Source organism: Nitratidesulfovibrio vulgaris str. Hildenborough (genome assembly GCF_000195755.1).
Taxonomy (GTDB): Bacteria; Desulfobacterota; Desulfovibrionia; order Desulfovibrionales; family Desulfovibrionaceae; genus Nitratidesulfovibrio; species Nitratidesulfovibrio vulgaris.
Genome location: NC_002937.3, coordinates 2,806,803 through 2,822,897, shown reverse-complemented (window position 1 = coordinate 2,822,897; position 16,095 = coordinate 2,806,803). Strand labels below are relative to the sequence as shown.

The 16,095-nt window shown below is 64.6% G+C and carries 23 protein-coding genes; all 23 read right to left on the bottom strand.

Annotation, left to right across the window (positions count from 1 at the left end):
• Positions 1 to 48: 48 nt before the first annotated feature.
• A complete protein-coding gene (locus DVU_RS12745; RefSeq protein WP_010939985.1) occupies positions 49 to 876 on the bottom strand; it encodes a hypothetical protein in 828 nt (275 codons plus the stop codon).
• 78 nt (positions 877 to 954) lie between these two features.
• On the bottom strand, positions 955 to 2,376 hold the full coding sequence (locus tag DVU_RS12740) for a phage tail sheath C-terminal domain-containing protein (protein WP_010939984.1): 1,422 nt from the start codon (positions 2,374 to 2,376) through the stop codon (positions 955 to 957).
• Positions 2,363 to 2,548: a DUF2635 domain-containing protein gene (locus DVU_RS12735; protein WP_010939983.1), complete on the bottom strand. Its 186-nt coding sequence runs from the start codon at positions 2,546 to 2,548 to the stop codon at positions 2,363 to 2,365. The genes DVU_RS12740 and DVU_RS12735 overlap by 14 nt, the downstream gene beginning before the upstream one ends.
• Before the next feature lie 2 nt (positions 2,549 to 2,550).
• Positions 2,551 to 3,180, bottom strand: coding sequence for a DUF1834 family protein (locus tag DVU_RS12730; protein ID WP_010939982.1), 630 nt, complete (start codon positions 3,178 to 3,180; stop codon positions 2,551 to 2,553).
• Entirely contained in the window at positions 3,177 to 3,608 is a 432-nt protein-coding gene (locus DVU_RS12725) for a gp436 family protein (RefSeq protein ID WP_010939981.1), read from the bottom strand. Before DVU_RS12725 ends, DVU_RS12730 begins: the two co-directional genes overlap by 4 nt.
• Positions 3,608 to 3,937, bottom strand: a complete 330-nt coding sequence (locus tag DVU_RS12720; RefSeq protein ID WP_010939980.1) for a hypothetical protein — start codon at positions 3,935 to 3,937, stop codon at positions 3,608 to 3,610. The genes DVU_RS12725 and DVU_RS12720 overlap by 1 nt, the downstream gene beginning before the upstream one ends.
• Before the next feature lie 11 nt (positions 3,938 to 3,948).
• A complete protein-coding gene (locus DVU_RS12715; protein ID WP_396897309.1) occupies positions 3,949 to 4,845 on the bottom strand; it encodes a Mu-like prophage major head subunit gpT family protein in 897 nt (298 codons plus the stop codon).
• Between the two features lie 33 nt (positions 4,846 to 4,878).
• Positions 4,879 to 6,039: a phage protease gene (locus tag DVU_RS12710; RefSeq protein WP_010939978.1), complete on the bottom strand. Its 1,161-nt coding sequence runs from the start codon at positions 6,037 to 6,039 to the stop codon at positions 4,879 to 4,881.
• A gap of 56 nt (positions 6,040 to 6,095) precedes the next feature.
• Positions 6,096 to 6,632 carry a hypothetical protein gene (locus DVU_RS12705; protein WP_010940676.1) on the bottom strand — a complete coding sequence of 179 codons (537 nt, stop codon included), beginning with the start codon at positions 6,630 to 6,632 and terminating at the stop codon, positions 6,096 to 6,098.
• 134 nt (positions 6,633 to 6,766) lie between these two features.
• On the bottom strand, positions 6,767 to 7,255 hold the full coding sequence (locus DVU_RS12700) for a phage virion morphogenesis protein (protein WP_010939977.1): 489 nt from the start codon (positions 7,253 to 7,255) through the stop codon (positions 6,767 to 6,769).
• Between the two features lie 164 nt (positions 7,256 to 7,419).
• A complete protein-coding gene (locus tag DVU_RS12695; RefSeq protein ID WP_010939976.1) occupies positions 7,420 to 8,670 on the bottom strand; it encodes a phage head morphogenesis protein in 1,251 nt (416 codons plus the stop codon).
• A gap of 2 nt (positions 8,671 to 8,672) precedes the next feature.
• Positions 8,673 to 10,391, bottom strand: a complete 1,719-nt coding sequence (locus tag DVU_RS12690; protein ID WP_010939975.1) for a DUF935 domain-containing protein — start codon at positions 10,389 to 10,391, stop codon at positions 8,673 to 8,675.
• Entirely contained in the window at positions 10,378 to 12,054 is a 1,677-nt protein-coding gene (terL, locus tag DVU_RS12685) for a phage terminase large subunit (protein WP_010939974.1), read from the bottom strand. The genes DVU_RS12690 and terL overlap by 14 nt, the downstream gene beginning before the upstream one ends.
• Positions 12,051 to 12,569: a DUF1804 family protein gene (locus tag DVU_RS12680; RefSeq protein ID WP_010939973.1), complete on the bottom strand. Its 519-nt coding sequence runs from the start codon at positions 12,567 to 12,569 to the stop codon at positions 12,051 to 12,053. Before DVU_RS12680 ends, terL begins: the two co-directional genes overlap by 4 nt.
• A gap of 1 nt (position 12,570) precedes the next feature.
• Positions 12,571 to 12,786, bottom strand: a complete 216-nt coding sequence (locus DVU_RS12675) for a hypothetical protein (protein WP_010939972.1) — start codon at positions 12,784 to 12,786, stop codon at positions 12,571 to 12,573.
• On the bottom strand, positions 12,773 to 13,054 hold the full coding sequence (locus tag DVU_RS12670; protein WP_010939971.1) for a hypothetical protein: 282 nt from the start codon (positions 13,052 to 13,054) through the stop codon (positions 12,773 to 12,775). Before DVU_RS12670 ends, DVU_RS12675 begins: the two co-directional genes overlap by 14 nt.
• 3 nt (positions 13,055 to 13,057) lie before the next feature.
• Complete coding sequence (locus tag DVU_RS12665) at positions 13,058 to 13,276, bottom strand: hypothetical protein (protein ID WP_010939970.1); 219 nt, start codon at positions 13,274 to 13,276, stop codon at positions 13,058 to 13,060.
• A gap of 28 nt (positions 13,277 to 13,304) precedes the next feature.
• A complete protein-coding gene (locus DVU_RS12660) occupies positions 13,305 to 13,724 on the bottom strand; it encodes a hypothetical protein (RefSeq protein WP_010939969.1) in 420 nt (139 codons plus the stop codon).
• Positions 13,717 to 14,364, bottom strand: a complete 648-nt coding sequence (locus tag DVU_RS12655) for a transglycosylase SLT domain-containing protein (RefSeq protein ID WP_010939968.1) — start codon at positions 14,362 to 14,364, stop codon at positions 13,717 to 13,719. The genes DVU_RS12660 and DVU_RS12655 overlap by 8 nt, the downstream gene beginning before the upstream one ends.
• On the bottom strand, positions 14,364 to 14,726 hold the full coding sequence (locus tag DVU_RS12650) for a putative holin (RefSeq protein ID WP_010939967.1): 363 nt from the start codon (positions 14,724 to 14,726) through the stop codon (positions 14,364 to 14,366). Before DVU_RS12650 ends, DVU_RS12655 begins: the two co-directional genes overlap by 1 nt.
• Before the next feature lie 112 nt (positions 14,727 to 14,838).
• The gene (locus tag DVU_RS12645; RefSeq protein WP_010939966.1) at positions 14,839 to 15,177 is read right to left on the bottom strand and encodes a hypothetical protein; all 339 of its coding nucleotides are present in this window, start codon (positions 15,175 to 15,177) and stop codon (positions 14,839 to 14,841) included.
• A gap of 12 nt (positions 15,178 to 15,189) precedes the next feature.
• Positions 15,190 to 15,678 (bottom strand): Mor transcription activator family protein, encoded by a 489-nt coding sequence (locus tag DVU_RS12640; protein WP_010939965.1) that lies wholly within the window; start codon positions 15,676 to 15,678, stop codon positions 15,190 to 15,192.
• A complete protein-coding gene (locus DVU_RS12635; protein WP_010939964.1) occupies positions 15,675 to 16,091 on the bottom strand; it encodes a gp16 family protein in 417 nt (138 codons plus the stop codon). The genes DVU_RS12640 and DVU_RS12635 overlap by 4 nt, the downstream gene beginning before the upstream one ends.
• Positions 16,092 to 16,095 lie beyond the last annotated feature (4 nt).

Genomic DNA, 16,095 nt, shown 5'->3' with positions numbered 1-16,095 from the left:
AAAAGATAAGCCCCGCAGTGGCGGGGCTTTGATTCGAGGTGTATTGCTTTATTCAATCGGAATAAGACTAATTATTGTTCTTTCTGTTCTTCGTCGGCCATCTACTATCATCCTGTTTGTACGGACTGTTGCGGATACGTGGCTTCCTCGAAGAATTCCATATTTACCAGAATTTACAGCCATAAGAAAACTTGAGTCAGCAACTCCTGCTGAAAATTCAATTTCTTCTTCAACATCGTAAAAGCGCCATCCGTTTGGCTTTCCATCCATTTGAGCTGTTAGAATTTCGAGAATTCTTTCAGAATCATTTGAATCTACTTCTTTTGATGTTGTATCTAAGAACAAATTCTTTTCTTGAGAGCCAACTGTAACGTTTTTTTCTTCGCTGTCGCTTACTTCAAAAGCATTTATTCCACTGCCGAGTGGTGAAAAAAACTTTTGAAGTGCCTTTGTTGTTAAGGGGCTATTATTGATTATTATAGTACTGTTTTGGACGACCATTGTTGCGCCACTATTGTTTTCAACTCTTGAACTATTATTAGCTTCAGGTTCAGTTTTCACAGGCTCTCCCCCATTCAAAAACTTCCTGAATTCTATAACTTCCTTTATTGTTTTGACAAGTTGAGGGGCAACAGGGGCTACAGCAGCAAACATGTCAAAAACAATAGAGTAATCGAATGAACCTTCTTTAAAACCACCTTTTATTTTGATGGAAATCTTAGCATCTCTATAAATTGATGCTCGCGTTTTCTCCGCGAGCTTAGTCAAACCAGTCAAGGATTCACAGAGCACCCCGGCGTCAATTTCATGTTCATCAGCCATGCCCCCAGTTAGGTTGATGACCATTTCTTCGCGCCACGTCGCATGTTGACTCATAGTGCCTCCCTGCCATGTGTAGTTTGTAAAAGTGACTATAAGATACGCAAAAAGCTACACATGGCAAGGGGGCGATTATTATAGAAGCAGGTCGATGCGGCCCGCAAACACATGCAGCCCGTTCACCACGTCGACCGGTATCTTGGCGTTCAGCCGGTTGGGGTCTTGGCCATCGCGTTCCACGATGAGTGCGGGAAGGTTGGCCTGCACCGCCTCCACCACTTCCAGTTCTTCAAGCTTCAGCAGCACGTCGAGAATCTCGCTACGCACCTTGGGGGGCGTGCGTTCCGAAAGCTTCTCGCGCGGGAAGCGCAGGCTGATGCGGTCGCGCACGGCGCGGCGCACATAGTCCAGCGTGCGGATGGTGGTCAGGTCCAGCAGGGCCACGTCTTCAATGCCCTGCGGGTCGCGGGTGTAGGTGGTGACGGCGCGCACTATCTGCACCACGTCGCCCGGCCCCACTTCCAGCGGGGTGACGCCGTTGTGCAGGGCCGTCTCCTGCTCCATGCGGCCAAGGCGCACCGCGACGGGGGGCGGGGCGATGCCCTTGAGCGGCAAGGTGTTCAGCGGGCGGGCCGGGTCTTCTTCGCTGGCGATGACGGCCCCGTAAGCGGCGGCCACTTCGCACGGCAGACTGGCCGTGCCCGGCAACAGTCCGCCGGTGATGCGCCCGGCGTTCACCTGCCCGGCGAGGGTGGTGCCCTGCGCCAGCGTGCCGGTGGTGGAGTACACGCCCACGGCCCCGCGCTGTTCCATGGCGTGCGAGACGCCGTCCAGATGGTCGCGCAAGGCGGTGAGGGCCTCTTGCGAACCGTAGGGGCTGATGATGACGTGATGCCCGGCATTGTAGACGGCGGCCAGCGCGGGCTTGATGTCGGGGTCGGCCTGCCCGCCGCTCATGGGGGTCAGCGTCACCGTGATGCCCTGCGCGGTGCTGTGCGCAGCAAGCGGGATGGCGTTGGCCAGCGTGCCCTTGTTGCGGGCGGTCAGCGTCACCGTCCCGGCCTGTGCCCCGGCGGTGACGGGCAGGTCGCGCGTGGCGGCGAAGGCGGCGGCCAAGGCCGTGGCTATGGCGGCTGCGGCATCGTCCTTCGCCACGGCCACGCGCACCATGGCCGTGCCCACCTGCACGGAGAGCACGCCCGAACTCACGGCGGTGCCGCCCACGGCCACACTGCCGGATGCGGCCACGCCTGCCGCGTCGTCCGCCACGCCCATGACGGCGAGGGAGATGTAGGGATTGGCCACGATGGCGGCACGGGCCATCAGGTGCGCCACGCTGCCTTCACCGAAGAGGGCGCGGGCCTCCACATCGGAGAACACGTCCACCGGCTGCAACACGGGCTGGCTGGCACCGGGCAGGGCCTGCGCCACGATGAGCACCCGCTGGGCGTTGGCGGGCAAGGTGCGCACGGCAAGGCGGGTGTTGAATTCAAGGTACTTGCCCGGCTTGCGGACGGACGCGGGCACGGTGTCGAACGAGACGTTAGCGCTTCCCACGGCGGGCCTCCTCGTTAACGCTGTCGGGTTCGGGTAAGGCGATCAAATCCCCGTCCGCCATGCGGCGACGGTAGTAGGCCGTATCCGGCACATGCACCGGGGTCTCTTCGATGTAGCGGCGCGGGTGCTCTTCCATGGGCACCCGGAGGCCGTCTGCGGCTTTGACGTACATGGTCACATCCTCCCCTGTTGCAGGGTCACAAGGTCCACGGCATCGGGTGTGCCGTCGTCGGGTTGCAGGTGGTAGCGCAGGCCCACGCCGGAAAGCGGGGGCAGCACCGTGCCGGGGGCGGTCTCGGCAGCGACGCCACCAAGGGCGGTGGGCGGAAGGTGCAGGGCGTAGCGGGTGTGCCATTCCTGCGCGTAGATGCTGACGCCTTGGGACTGGAGCTTGCCGTTGAACAGGCTGCGGACGCGGCCGGGGCGTAGCGGGTCCATCTCAAGGCCCCACGCCTCGAAGTCCTGCCCCAGCAACAGGGCGCGCACGTCTTCAAGCATCTGGTAGGTGCCCACGTGCATGGCGTCGCCCCTGCGGGTGGCCGCCTCGTTGCGCAGGTTGTGGGCGGCCACCAGCACCACCCATGTCGCGGGCACATGCCAGACCGTGCGCGAGGTGCCCACGGGTTCCGCTTCGCGTTCACCCTGAAAGGCCACCCATACGGCGGGGAAGCGGCGTATGGTCTGCGCCACCTCTCCGTCCAGTTCGCCGCCATAGGTGGCGACGGTGCGCAGGTACGGCAGCTTGGCTTCGCCTAGGCGGCGCATGATGGCGTCTTCGATGCGGGCGATGGGGCTGGCCTTCATGCGTCGCCCCCTTCAGGTGCTGCCATCCAGTGGCGGTGCCCGGCGTCGATGGCCACGCCACCCCCGCCCTGTGCGGGGGGCAGTGCGCCGGGCAGCACGGCCCGGCCTGCGGCCACGTCGCGCAACCATGCCACGGCGGCCCTGTGGCGTTCGGCTATGCTCTCGGTCTCTTGCGCGGCCCCGCCCGTGAGGCGGTAGCGGGCCATGTCGCACACCGCGTAGGCCAGCGCCTGCGGCACGGTGGCCAGCGGCAACGGATAGCGAGCCGCAAGGTAGCTTTCCGCCTCGCTGGAGGCCCGTTCAAGAGCCTCCAGCGCGACGGCGGCATCCACCTGCCCCGTGCCGGTGCGGTCGGTGACGGCTATCATCTCGTCCAGACCGAAGGCCGCTATCATGTCGGCAGGCGTGGCATAGGTGGTGCCGGGCATCAGTCCGTACCTTCCTTCGCGGCCTCGCTGCCCTTCTTGGAGGTGCGGCGGGGGCCTGCCGGGGCTTCGGGCGTAGCTTCCGGGGTGTCGCTGCCTTCCGCGTCAGCCGGGGCGTTCTCTGCGCCGGGGGCCTGCGGCGTGGCGTCGCCTTCGGGGGCATCCACAGCGGCGGGCATGGGCTGGCACGTCAGATACGGGTCGGCCAGTATGGCGTGCAGGCGGTCTTCGGCCATGTCCGCGCCGTCCACGTCCTGCGGCTGTGCGGTGAAGCACAGGCCCGAACGGTAGCGGCGTTCGACGCCGGGGGCGGTGGTCACGCTGTAGCGCATGGCATCACCCCCTAGGCCAGCCACGGTGAGGCCACCACGGTGGCCGCGTCGTACCACGGGTTGGTGCCGCCGCCCGGCAGTTCAGAGACGCCCACCACGCGCCGGGCCGCGCCGTTCAGCGTGGGCGGCACCACCAGCAGCAGGCCCGCCTTGCCGCCGGTGCCGAGGCCCAGCGGGCGGCCGCCGTCGGCCTTCATGGTCTGAAGCTTCAGCAGCGCGGCCTCGAAGCCTGCGGCGTCCAGCGCGTGCTGGCTGCGCACCGCCATCTGCCAGAAGCCGAAGCCCACGTTGCAGCGGTAGCGCACGCCGTAGGGGATTTCGTCCTTGATGAAGACATGCTCGCTGTCGGGGTTGGTGATGACCTGCAACTGCGGCTTGGTGCGCTCCTGAAAGATGATGGGCTTCAGGGGGCGCGAGACATCCAGCAGGAACCACGCGGTTCCGGCGTCGGTGGAGGGCACAAGGTTGTTGCTCACCGTGGCGGGGCTGCCGGTGCCGTCCACTTCGGGGTACACGGGGTGGTCGGTGTCGAAGAAGGACTGGCCGTCGAAGCAGTTGGTGGCGTGCCCGTTCTTCAGCAGGCCCCACACCAGTTCGTCGGGGTGGGTGGACGCGCCGTAGCCCATCTCCTCGAACAGCGGGGTGTAGACGCCGAGGGAGTCGTCCTCGATGGCGGTACGGGCCACGCCCACGGTGCTCTCGTACAGCTTGTTGGTGATGGCATAGCCGTGTTCCTGCATGTGGCGGAACATACGGTCGCCCACCCATTCGCGCAGTTTGGGGAACTGCCCAAGCCAGCCGTAGGTGTTCTGTGCGGCGGTGCTGGGTATCAGCGTGGCCACGGTGGGCCACATGGGCGCGGCGCGGTTCTGGCCGCGCTGGAACGCGGCGTTGAAGCCGGTGCGCATGGTGGCGAGCAATGCGTTGGTGACGATGGCCATCTATGCCTCCTCGCCGTTGGCGGCGCGGTATTCTTCGGGGGTGATTCCCAACTGGTTGATGACGTAGCGGGCTTCTTCAGTGAGGGCGGCCGTGCCGGGCTGCGCCCCCGCCGGGGTGACGCCCCCGGTCTGCATGTGGGTGAGCGCGGCCACGGGTACGGCGGCGGCAAGGTAGGTGCGCAGGGCTGCGGCATCGGTCTTGGCCAGTTCGCGCGCCCACGGTTCCACGGCCTTGTTCAGGCGGCCGTCGGCCAGTGCGGCGTCGATCTCCGCCGTGAGGGCTGCCAGTTCGTGCCCGGCCTCCAGTTCCGCCACGCGGGCCTGCAAGGCCGTGTTGCTCTGTTGCAGGGCGGTGAGTGCGGCCACGGGCGCGAAGCGTGCCGGGTCGGGCGTGGTGGTCTGCGTGGTCAGCGTGGCTATCTGCTCGCGCTGTTCCGTGAGCAGCGCCACAAGGTCCACGGGGTCGGCCGTGGCGGCGGCTTCGCCCTCCGCACCGGGGGCCAGCATCCCCTTCAGTTTGTCCAGTTGCGCGATGACCTCGCCCGCCGTGGCTGTCACGGGCAGGTTCAGCATCCAGCGCAGGCGCTCCAGCAATTCGTCCATTGCGGTCTCCTGTGTTGTGGGGTCTTCCACAGCCGCGACGGCCTCCATGCCGTCGAGGGCCGGGGTGTTGGTGAGGGCGGCGCTGGCAAGGGCCTGCACCGCGCCGGTGGTGGCGTCGAAGGTGAAGACGGGGGAGATGAAGCGGTATTCGCCCGCTTCGATGTAGGCGCGGGCGCGTTCCGTCCACGACACGGCGGCGAACAGGCCGCGACCGGGCACGAAGGCCACGGATTCGACCCATCCGGCCGCCGGGGCGGGCTGGCCGTTCTGACGAGCGTTCAGCGACTGGTGCTCATAGTCGATGACGAGCGGCGTCTCGCGGGAGGCCACCGCCGCGATGATGGCGGCGGCGATGTCCGCGTCCATGCGCCATGCGGCGAGGGCGCCACCTGTCATGGTGGCGGGGCGTCCATCACGGGCGGCGAACGTGCCTTCGGGGAAGAGTTGCACGTTCAGCCCGGCGGGCAGACCGGCAGCCCCTTCTTGCGAAAGGCAGACCGGCACGGTCAGTGCGGCGGTGGGATGATGCGCTGTGCGCGAGGGCTTGAAATGCGACATGCCCCCGGTATACGGGGGCATGAGAGGGAAGACAGATGGAAGGGGTTCAGTGGGTACTAAAGGGTTTTGATTGGCACAGATTTCCAGCGTCTTGTCTGGATTATTACCTCTTGCAAAATACTATATGCTTGCTTTGAATAGTCGAGATATTTTGGAGAAGTCCGAATTTCCATGTGGATTTCATTTCTCCACATGCGCAGAGTGTGAAGCTTATTAGATAAACTAGCATTTATTATTCTTTTGGATTTGCAATATCTAATGACATGGTAAAACTTTGGGATTCCTGAATACTTAAAGCCATCATCACATGCCATATTTAAAAGAATAGCTTCACATGAAGAGCCGTATTCTGATATTTGTGCCCTGACATGGGCTATTTGTTCTTCGTTTGAAGTCAAGGTAACCAGCTGAAGTTTGTATATCCAGCGAGCTCCATAAATTGCTAATGCAATTACATATCTCTTATTTGCATTAGATATATGATCAAGAACGTCCTCGATTTGAGCAACAGTCTTAATATCCTTTCTGGCAAATTGGACTATAGCAGAAATAACTGCATCACCAAGATTTTCTTGAACGACTTTCGCTGACATCTGTTCACCTTCCTCGGGAGATTTCTACGGCAAGCCATAATATCAGGAAGCCGTTTTATTCCCGTTAGCGCAGCGTTAGTTTTCACGCAAGGAGCTTTCCCCAATCACGCATCAGGTAACCGCCTTTCCGAGGCTTACACGCCAAAAAACGCCTTTTGCACTTCCGCCCTGACAATGCCCTCAATCTCCTCTTCATCATCCGGCCCCACGCCGAGGAAGGGCCGCGCTGGGATATTGCCCCACGGGATGGGGCCGCCGCGGCGTGTGCGGCCATGCGCGCCCCGCATGGCCCCGAACTGGTGGGTACGGGCATGTGGTTCGTTGGTGCCCACGGTCACATGGTCGCGCCCGTAGTCGGTGTGGATGCTGGAAGCGAGGATGCCCCGCACCTGTAGGATGGGGCCGTCGTGCCCGCCCTTGGCACGGCGGGCCAGTGTGACCGGCGAGAGCGGATGCCACGCCGCGCCTGTGACCGGGTCGCACTGCCCGGCGAAGGCGCGTTCGGCGGCATCGGCCATGACCCCGCCAAGGGCACGGGCCACGGGGGTGAGGTCGCGGCCCAACGCGGCCAGACGTTGCAGCCCCTCTTCGATGGCCTCTGTGTTGACCTCTATCTCTATCATGGCTAGTCTCCTCATTGCAGGGATGGTGCGACACGGTGACATTCTGCCGGCCGTAGCACGGGCATAGCCCGGAGCGCATTGTGGGGTTTCCGCTTCGGCGGGTGGCAGGCCCCTCCACCGCCCTGCGTATGTGTTGTGTCTCTCTGCTATCTGCCCGGCTCGGCCTATCTGTCCGAGCCGGGCTGCTTTTTTCTCAACCGCCTGACCTCGCTGTTGCGGCGGGCTTCGCCTTGGCTCAAGCGGCGCATACTGGTCACGAACAGTTCATCGGCTTCTTGGGTGGCCTTCACCACCACGACATGCCCGCCCGGTTCATCCAGCAGAAACAGCAGGTTCTTTGTGCCATCCTGTAGCCGTTCGCCCTGTTCCACCACGTCTTGAGCGCGTGCGTAGTCGGCCTGTGTCAGTTCGGGGTGGTGGCGGCACTGTTTGGCGTAGGTCTCTGGTGACAGCCGGGCCACCGTGGACGTTGCGCCGATGCGCGCCGCGTCTTCACCCCGCAGCACCGCCAAGGGGAAGTCGCCTTCGGGCTTGGCCTGCCACGCCGTGAACGTCTCACCGCTGGCCAGTCTGCGCACCGTGGCGGCGGCCACCGGATGCGTTGCGCCCTCAAGCTTGCGGATGCCCTCGCCAAGCATGTTGGCCAGCCCGGCCGCACCGGGGTTGTATGAGAAGCCAAGGTCCGTCCATGCAATGGCACCGTCCGCGCCCGGCATCCGGTAGCCGGTGACGGGGCGCGTCTGCACCTCTCCGGTATGGCGGTTCAGCACCTCGCGCTGCTGCGTCACCATGTGCCGTGCGCCGCTTTCGGTGGTGAGGCCTTCCTTCTCCATGCGGTGCGGCGACAGGGCACGCACCCGGCAGCGGCAGCCCCAGCCGTTGGGCGGATAGTGCGAATGCCAGAACGGGTCGTCATGGCGGAACACGCGCCCGTGCAACATCTTGTGGCCGGGGCGCGTCTTGGAATCCAGCACGGCCACATACTGCCAGAAGGGGCGGGCTTCGGCGTTCTCGTGCATCTGCCTGTAGCGGCCCGCCATGTACGCCGTCTGGATGTTCTGACGGAAGATGAGCCGCAACCGGGCCGGGCTGCCCATGCGCACCACGCGGGGCTTGCCGTCGGCCCCCGTCTCTGTGCGTTTGCCCCACCAGCCCTTGCTACGCAGCGTCGGTTCCAGTTGCTTGTGGAACCGGTATTCGCCCTTGCCCTCCTTCAGGTGGGTGGTGAGGGCTTCGCGGATGTCCTCCAGCACGTCCAGCCGGGCGACGCCTGCCACGGTGAAGGCGCGGGCGTGCGCCTCTTGCCACAGGTCGTGCCAGTTGAAGGTGACGGCGTAGCCCTTGGCCTCGAAGTAGGCGATGGCATCCTTGGGCGGTAGCGCTATGGCGTAGGTGAGTGAGGGGACTTCGGGCATGGCTATTCACCTGCGGCGCTCACGCGCCCCCACACCTCGCTGACGAACAGCGCCCGCGCCAGCAGTTCTTCCAGATTGCGGCCCGGCATCGTGGGGTACAGTTCCCCGAGTCGCGCCAGCAGTTCACCCGGTTCCGTGCCTTGCTGGAGTTCTGCCATGAGCGGGGCCAGCAGTTCTTCCATGGCGGCCTGCAAGGTCGCGTCGGGCAGGTCGATGGCGTCCACGGCCTGCTGGTCGGGAAAGTCTGCATCCGGTTCAGGGGCAGCGTCATGGCCAGCGTCAGGGCCAGATTCAGGGCCAGCGTCATGGTCAGTCGTTGGGGCAGAGACCGCCGCAAGGGCCGCCGTGAGCGCCGCGTCTTCGCCCGCACCCTCACCTTGGCCTGTAGGTGCGCCACCTTTAGGCCCCGGCCCCGCGTTCGCGTCACGCGGCCCGCCAAGGGCATCGGGCACGCGCAGCACCTCTTCATCCCCTTCGGGTTGCGGTATCTTCAGCTTCTCATGCGCCCAGCGGGCGGGGATGCGCATCACACCCGCCAGCTTGGGCAACGCATCGGCGTAGGTCGAAAGGTCTTCGGCCTCGCGCGTGTCGAAGCGGAACCACGGCAGAAACCGGGCATCGGCCACGCCCTCGTTCAGGATGGCCAGCGGGGCCAGCACCTGCCGGGACAGCGTGCCCGCAATCTGCAAGGCGTCCGACACCAGCAGGTCGTGCCGCATCTCGTTATGGATGTTGCCAAGGGCGTTGGTGCTGGTCTTGCCGTCGGCCTGACTGGTCAGCGTGCCGCCCAAGATGGCCTTGCTCATGCCCTGTTCGCACCGGGCAATGAGCGTGCCGAAGTGGTCGTGCGTGCTGTTGGCGGGCGTCTGGAAGATGATGTCCATCCCCTGCGGGATGATGCCCGAAGCATCGCGGCCAAGGCACTGCAAGGCGCGCCGCAGGGCCGCCTTGTCTTCTTCGTTGCTGCCCTGCGGGTATTTGCCAAGGCGGAACGGCAGACCGTGCACCTCCACATAGGAGGCGTTGGCGGCAAGGGCGTAGGCCCGGATGAGGTACGACCATGCCAGCACGCGGAACAGCCCGGCGCGGGGCAGCCAGCCCGAACGGCTGCGGTGGGTGTGCAGCACCCAGCCGAAGGGTTGCAGGGTGGCCCCTTCGGCCGTGCCGTCGCGCAGGCGCAGGGCGTTGCGGTCTTCTGGCGCGGTCTGGAACCATGCCTGTGGCCTGAAGTGGAACGCCTGCGGCAGGTGGGTGCGTCCTTCGCGCCCCCACTGTATCTCCAAGGCGGCGAAGCCGTGGCCTATGCCGTCGGCCATGTCCAGCATGAGGTCTTCGATGTTGGCCAGCGCGTCGAACTGTTCGCGCACGGCATCGGCCACGCGCTGTGCCTTGGCGTCTGCGGCGCGGCCCGGCAGTATCTCCCAGTCGAGGGTCAGCAAGGCCCGTTTGCGCTTCGACAGTTCCGCCGCCAGATGGTCGCACCTGTCCTCCATGTCGGCGAAGAGCAGGTGCTGGCGCAGGATGTCGCCGTCGTCCGCCGCTTGCAGGATGCTGCGCAGCCGCGCGGGGGTGAGGCCGTCCACGGCGTTGCCCCAACGCTCCCAGTACAGGTTGGCCGTGGCCTCGGCCCTGTCGCCGTCTCGGGTCTGCACCCCGCCCGAAGCCAGAAACGAATGGACGAAGCCGCGCGCCGTGCGCAGCATGTCGTCAATAGAATACATGGTCTGCCTCCTCGTCGAATGCGTCGGGGGCCGTGGCCCTGAAGGAATGGGTGCGCGGTACGGGGATGAAGGCGTCGCGCAGGCTGACGAAGCCGCCCGTAGCCATGCGCCACAGCATCTCTAGCGCGTCCGGCCCGTCGTCGTGGTCGGCCTTGGGGAAATGGCGCAACTGGTCAACCAGCGTGGCCTGTGAGGGGTGCAGGCGTATGCGGCCCTGCACCATGTAGGGTTGCAAGGTCTCGATGCGCAGCTGCTTGTCGGTGCCGTTCACCACGGGACGCACCGGCATGGCCATGCCCCGTTCAAGGGCGCGCTGGGCCAGCACGTGCGCGAAGAACTCTTGAAACTGCACGGCCTCCACGCCCCACATCAGGCAGCGGTATTCGGCATGGGCGGCGATGACGTCTTCAATGATGCGGTCGGGGTGCCGCTTGCGGATGAGGGCCTCCACCACGTCCAGCGTCATGGTGGCCCGGTGGAAACCGCCCACAAGGATGGCGGAAGGGTCGCGCCCTGCGCCGTGCTTGCCCAATGAAGGGTCCACTGCGCCGAAGAACAGCCAGTCGGCTCGGCGGTCCACCCAGAAGGTGATGCAGGTGGCAAAGGGGGCGTCGTCGCCGGAAAGGGGGTCGTTCTGCTGTTCGGCGTCGAAGGCGGCGTGGTCTTCGGCGCGCTTCTCCATCAGCTTGTACAGGGGGCGCATGGCGGGCCATGAGACCTCTGCCCCTTGGGCCATGTCGTCGGCATGGGCCGTGTGGAAGGCCCGCGCCGCCTCTGCCCCTTCGCCGTGGAGGATGGCCTCCCACCTGTCCCACAGGTCCATGCGGTGCGGCCACGCCAGCACGGCCCGGAACGCCCTTGAGCGCCACAGGGGTTTCTTCAGGGTGCGGGCCAGCACGCTGTCGTAATGCAGGATGGTGCCCACATACACCACGTCCATGCTGTCGTCGGCCGGGCCAAGCGACAGCACGGTGCGTTGCAGCCATGCTTCAAGCTTGTCGCGCTGTTCGGGCTTCTGCACGTTCTCGTCGTTCTCAAGGTCGTCGAGGATGCACAGGTCGGGGCGGTGCGGGCCGTGCCGCAGGCCGCGCATACGCTTGCCCGCGCCAAGGGCCTGCAACTTGATGTTGCCCGCCGTCACCGTGGTGACCTCGTTCCAGATGCGACCCCGGCCCGTGGCCTCGGGAAAGTCCATGCCAAGGCGCGGGTTGGCCTCAAGTTCGGCCTTCACTGCCTCAAGCAGCGCGGCGGCCTGTGTCAGGGCGTCGGCAATCAGCAATATGTAGTGCTTGCGGCCCGTGGCCACGCACCACAGCACGAAGAACAGCGCCACATAGGTGGACTTGGCCTCGCCACGCGGGGCGGCCACCGCCAGCTTCACCCCGGCAGGGCTTGCCACCATGCTGGGCAGTTCGGCGTCCAGCCAGCGGTGCAAGACCGAATCGCCGCCGCCTGTCGTGGCCGTAGCCCGCACATAATGCGGGAAGTAGGTGCGCCTGAAGTAGGTGAAGTCGTCCTGTGCTTGTGCGCGACGTTTGGCACTGGCTTCCGGGTCTGCCGCGAAGCCTTCGCATTCGGCCTCTATCTGCTGGCGCAAGGTGGCGGAAAGCTCGGCCAGCGAAAGCAGGAACTCGCGCCGGGTGAGCTTGGGGGCTATCTTCATGCCTTGCCCCCGTAATGCTTGGAAAGCTCGTAGCCGAAGGGTTCGAGCACTTCGAGCAGGGCCGGGGCATGACCGGGGAAGTGTTCGCGCACGTAGTCGCCAAGCAGGCCCAGCACTTCAAGGGCCACGGCCAGTTCGTTGGTCTCGGGCATGACCCGGCGGCAGGCGGCCACGGTCTTGTTGAAGCTGTCGGCAAGGCTGGCGAGGATGTCGGCCTTGTCGCGCGGGGACATCCGTTCGCCCGTGGTCTCGTCGCGCAGGTGGTCTATCAGCGTCTTGTGCTGCACCACGTAGTCGGTGAGCATCTGCCGGGCCACGTCTTCGACCCCGCCCGAAGCCAGCGCGTTGGCGGCGCGCACCTTGTCCCAGTCGTCACCTTCGGCCTTGGCCTCGCGCTTCCAGCGCGCGAGGGTGGACGCGGGCACCCCCGCCTTGGCGGCGGCCCGTTCCAGCGGCAACTGGTCATAGGCGTAGGCGGAACGCGCCGCCCGGCGGGTGGCTTCATCATGCGCCATGTCACCACCCCAGCTTGGCCTTGATGTACAGGATGCCCACGGCCACCACGCCCCCGGCCAGACCGCCGGAGACGCCGCCCGCCACCGCACCGGCCGTGGCCGCGCGGCGTTCCAAGCCGTCCATGCGTTTGCCTAGTTTGTCCATCTTGGCATCAATGCGTTCAAGAAGCTCCAGCTCACGGGAGCAATCTTCGCCGAGGCCGTTACCCTTGTTCATATGGTCCCCCTGTTTCGCGGGTCAGGCGTTGCGCCAGTCTGTCGAGTTTGGAGTCGATGCGTTCAAGCTGGGACAGCACCTCGCCGCGCATCATGGTGTAGTCGTCACGGCGGACGCACTGGTCCGTCATACGCTCGCGCAAGGCGGCCAGTTCCTGCTTCAGGGCGTCCAGTTGCTGCCATGCGGCACGCAACACGAAGCCGAACAATGTGCCAGCCAGCGTCAGAAAGCCGTTGAGGATGAAGGAGACCAGCGCGGCCGTTTCCATGCGCTAACGCTCCTTGCCGGGGGTGCTGACGGTCTGCGCCCGGTAGCAGTCCACCGTGGCCTCAAGGCCCTTGGCGTAGCCGCGCAAGGCGTCGTCACGTTCAAGCAGTGCCCCCACGTTGGCCGGGCTGTCGAAGGGGAGAGTGCCGTCCAGCGCGGGCAGACCGGGCCGGGAAGGGGCCGGGCACACCACCACGGGGGCCAGCACCGGGGCCGGGGGCACTGTGGGAAGCGCTCGCCCGGCGCATCCGCTACCAAGGGCGATTAAGGCGAGCAGCAGCGGCCATGCGCGTCGCATCGTCGATAACCTCCTTCGCTTCCGCATCGGTGCGGGGGCGGGGTCTGGCGTTGGTCATGATGGTGGTTCGGGCGGCGAAGTCGGCGCGGGCCTCTGCCTCTCGCTTCAGGCAGGCGTCGGCATAGTCCGAGAGCGCGGCGGCCTTGGCGTAGGCGTCTTCGGTCAGGGCCTTCCAGCGGTCGCCCTCATGCACGGCATCAAGCAGGGCGTGGAGGGTGGCGTTATGGGCTGTCTGTTCGGCGGCAAGGGTCGCGCGTAGCGTGTTGCAGCGCACCGACAGGGCCAGCAGAAGAACGCTCACGAGCAGCAGCGCCAGCGCCCCGCGTATCCGCCACAGGAAGGACAGGATGGATGCCGGGTTGAAGCTACTCATGGCACATGCCCCCGCCCCAGCCCGCCGCCATGTAAGCGGGTTCGAGGGTCAGCAGGATGCGCCGGGGGTAGCCCCGGTTCTCGCGCTTGGCGTTAGCGGAGCGTCCGGCGTTGACGGTCTCCACGTTGTCCCACCACCGCCGGGCGTCCAGCCCGCGTGCGGCGGCAAGCCGGGCATCGCGCTGCACCCAGCCGAGGCCGCCGTTGTAGGCGGCTAGGGCAAGGGCCATGCGGTCGCAGGGCGTGACGGCCTGCACCCGCTGCCACAGCCAACGGTCATAGGTGACAAGGGCACGCAACGCCCAGCCGGGGTTGAACGGCAAGGGCTTGCCCGTGTCCGAGGCCACCGTTGGGAGCCACCGCGCCGTGGACGGCATGAACTGCGCCAGCCCCTGCGCGCCCACGGGTGACACGGCGTCGGCGTTCCAGCCGCTTTCCTGATGCACTTGCGCCGCGAAGGTGGCCGTGGGGGCAGAAAGCCCCCACTGTGCGCGGGCCTCGCGCATGAGTTGAGAACGGTACTGGATGGCCTGCATGGGGATAGCCGGGGCGGAGTGGGCGGCTGCCGTCCACATGAGGGCCAGCAACAACAGGCAACAGCCCATGCAGGGGGGCAATACGGGGTAAGAACGCGCCTTCATCACAGCCCCAGCCCCACGGCCAGCATCGCCGCCCCCATGATGATGGCCCGGCGCACCAGCGCGGCCGCGAAGATGCGTGCATAGCCCCGCGCGATGGGGTCATTGGCGTCACACGGCACAAAGCCGCGCTGCCTGCGCCAGTCTGATACGAGGTAGCTGTCGGGCCGTGCGTAGGGGAAGGCCCAACGGTCTATCCAGTAACCCGTGAAGGCGGCCAGAAGGATGAGCGACGCCTTGTACAGGATGACGGGCAACTGTTGCGGGGCGATGCAGCCCACGGCCAGCAGGAACAGAAGAGCGATGAACGCGCACCACAGCATCCGTGCATGACGGGCGGCGCGCACTGAACGGGGAATGTGCATGTGAAAGCCTCCTAGTGGTTTCAGGTCACGCAGGAGGCGGAAAAGGGGCCGCCCCCGGCGCTGTCAGAATGACAGCGACCGGGGGCGGTGACAGGTTGAAGGGGTTCAGTGGCTAGTATATTTCTTTATAGAGGCGCTCTGCCTGCTTTGTTGCGACAGCCTGTTCTTCAGGGGAGAGCTTGCCGCAATAGAACTTTTCGTTCTGTATGTCAGTAGCATCGATTCGTTGACTTCCCGAAAGAAGTATCAACTTGCGCCAAGCGCAGCCGAGCATCTTGTTCTCGACGAAGGGGTCACTGGACGTTGAAAGAGTATAAGCAAGGTTGCGTTGGTCTTGGTAGTCACCCTTCATGGCACCGATTTTGTGTTTTTCTACTCTCTCTGCATCATCTGCAAAAGCAAGCGTGGGCATTGTAACCAATAGAAGTACAAGGGCAAATAAACGTACCACTTCGCTACTCCTCTACAACAGCCGCCCTTGCCTGCGGGCGGGGTTGATGTGTTCCATGACGGCGAGGACAGGGACCTCTTTGAGTATCAGCCATATACGCCTGTCGGACAGCCTATACCGCAAGGCGAGTTCCGCGACAACCGCGCTAGCACTCTTCTCTTTCGTCTCACGGTCGAAGGTCGCCACGATTTCCGCATCACGCGCCTTGCGTAGGGCTTCGGCACAACGGGGCACGTACAGGTTGGTTCCGCCGTAGTGTCTGCACAACAGGTCGGCCGCCTCCACCCCCACCACGTCGGCAAGCATGAAGTAGCGCAGTTCGCCCACCTTGGTGGCGCGTTTGGGCACGGGGAACGTCGTGCCACCAAGGCGTTCCACCAGTTGCAGGGTCTTGGGTAGCCCCACCAGCGCCGCTATCTCGCGGGCTGCCGCAGGCAAGGCGGCTTCGGACAATGCAGGGCGCGACGGCATACCCGGCAGAAGGTTCATGCTTGCGCTCATGCCTTCCCCTTGCGGCGGCGGGCGTCCTTCACCAGTGCCACCATGACGCCGGAAATCTGCGCCTCGTCGCACCATTCAAGCTTCTCCACACCGTACATCCGCTTGGCGATGCCTTCAGCGTAGGCCCACGGCCTGCCATTGTCGGCAAGCAATGCCTCCACCTTGGCAAGCTGGGGCTTGGCCGCTCCCCGTACCTTGGGCTTGCGCCCGTAGCGCGGGGTGCTCTTGGGTTGCCACCCTTTGGCCCGCAGTTCGGCTATCACGGCCACCAGTTCCTTCACCGACAGGTCGGCACCGGAACGCTTGCCCGTCACGCCTTCCAGCATGTCGCGGTAGATGTCGTCCGTAAGGCCAAGGTCTTTCTTGGCTATATGCAGCTTGGCCAGCAGGGAGGCACGCGATTCTTCACGCATGGGG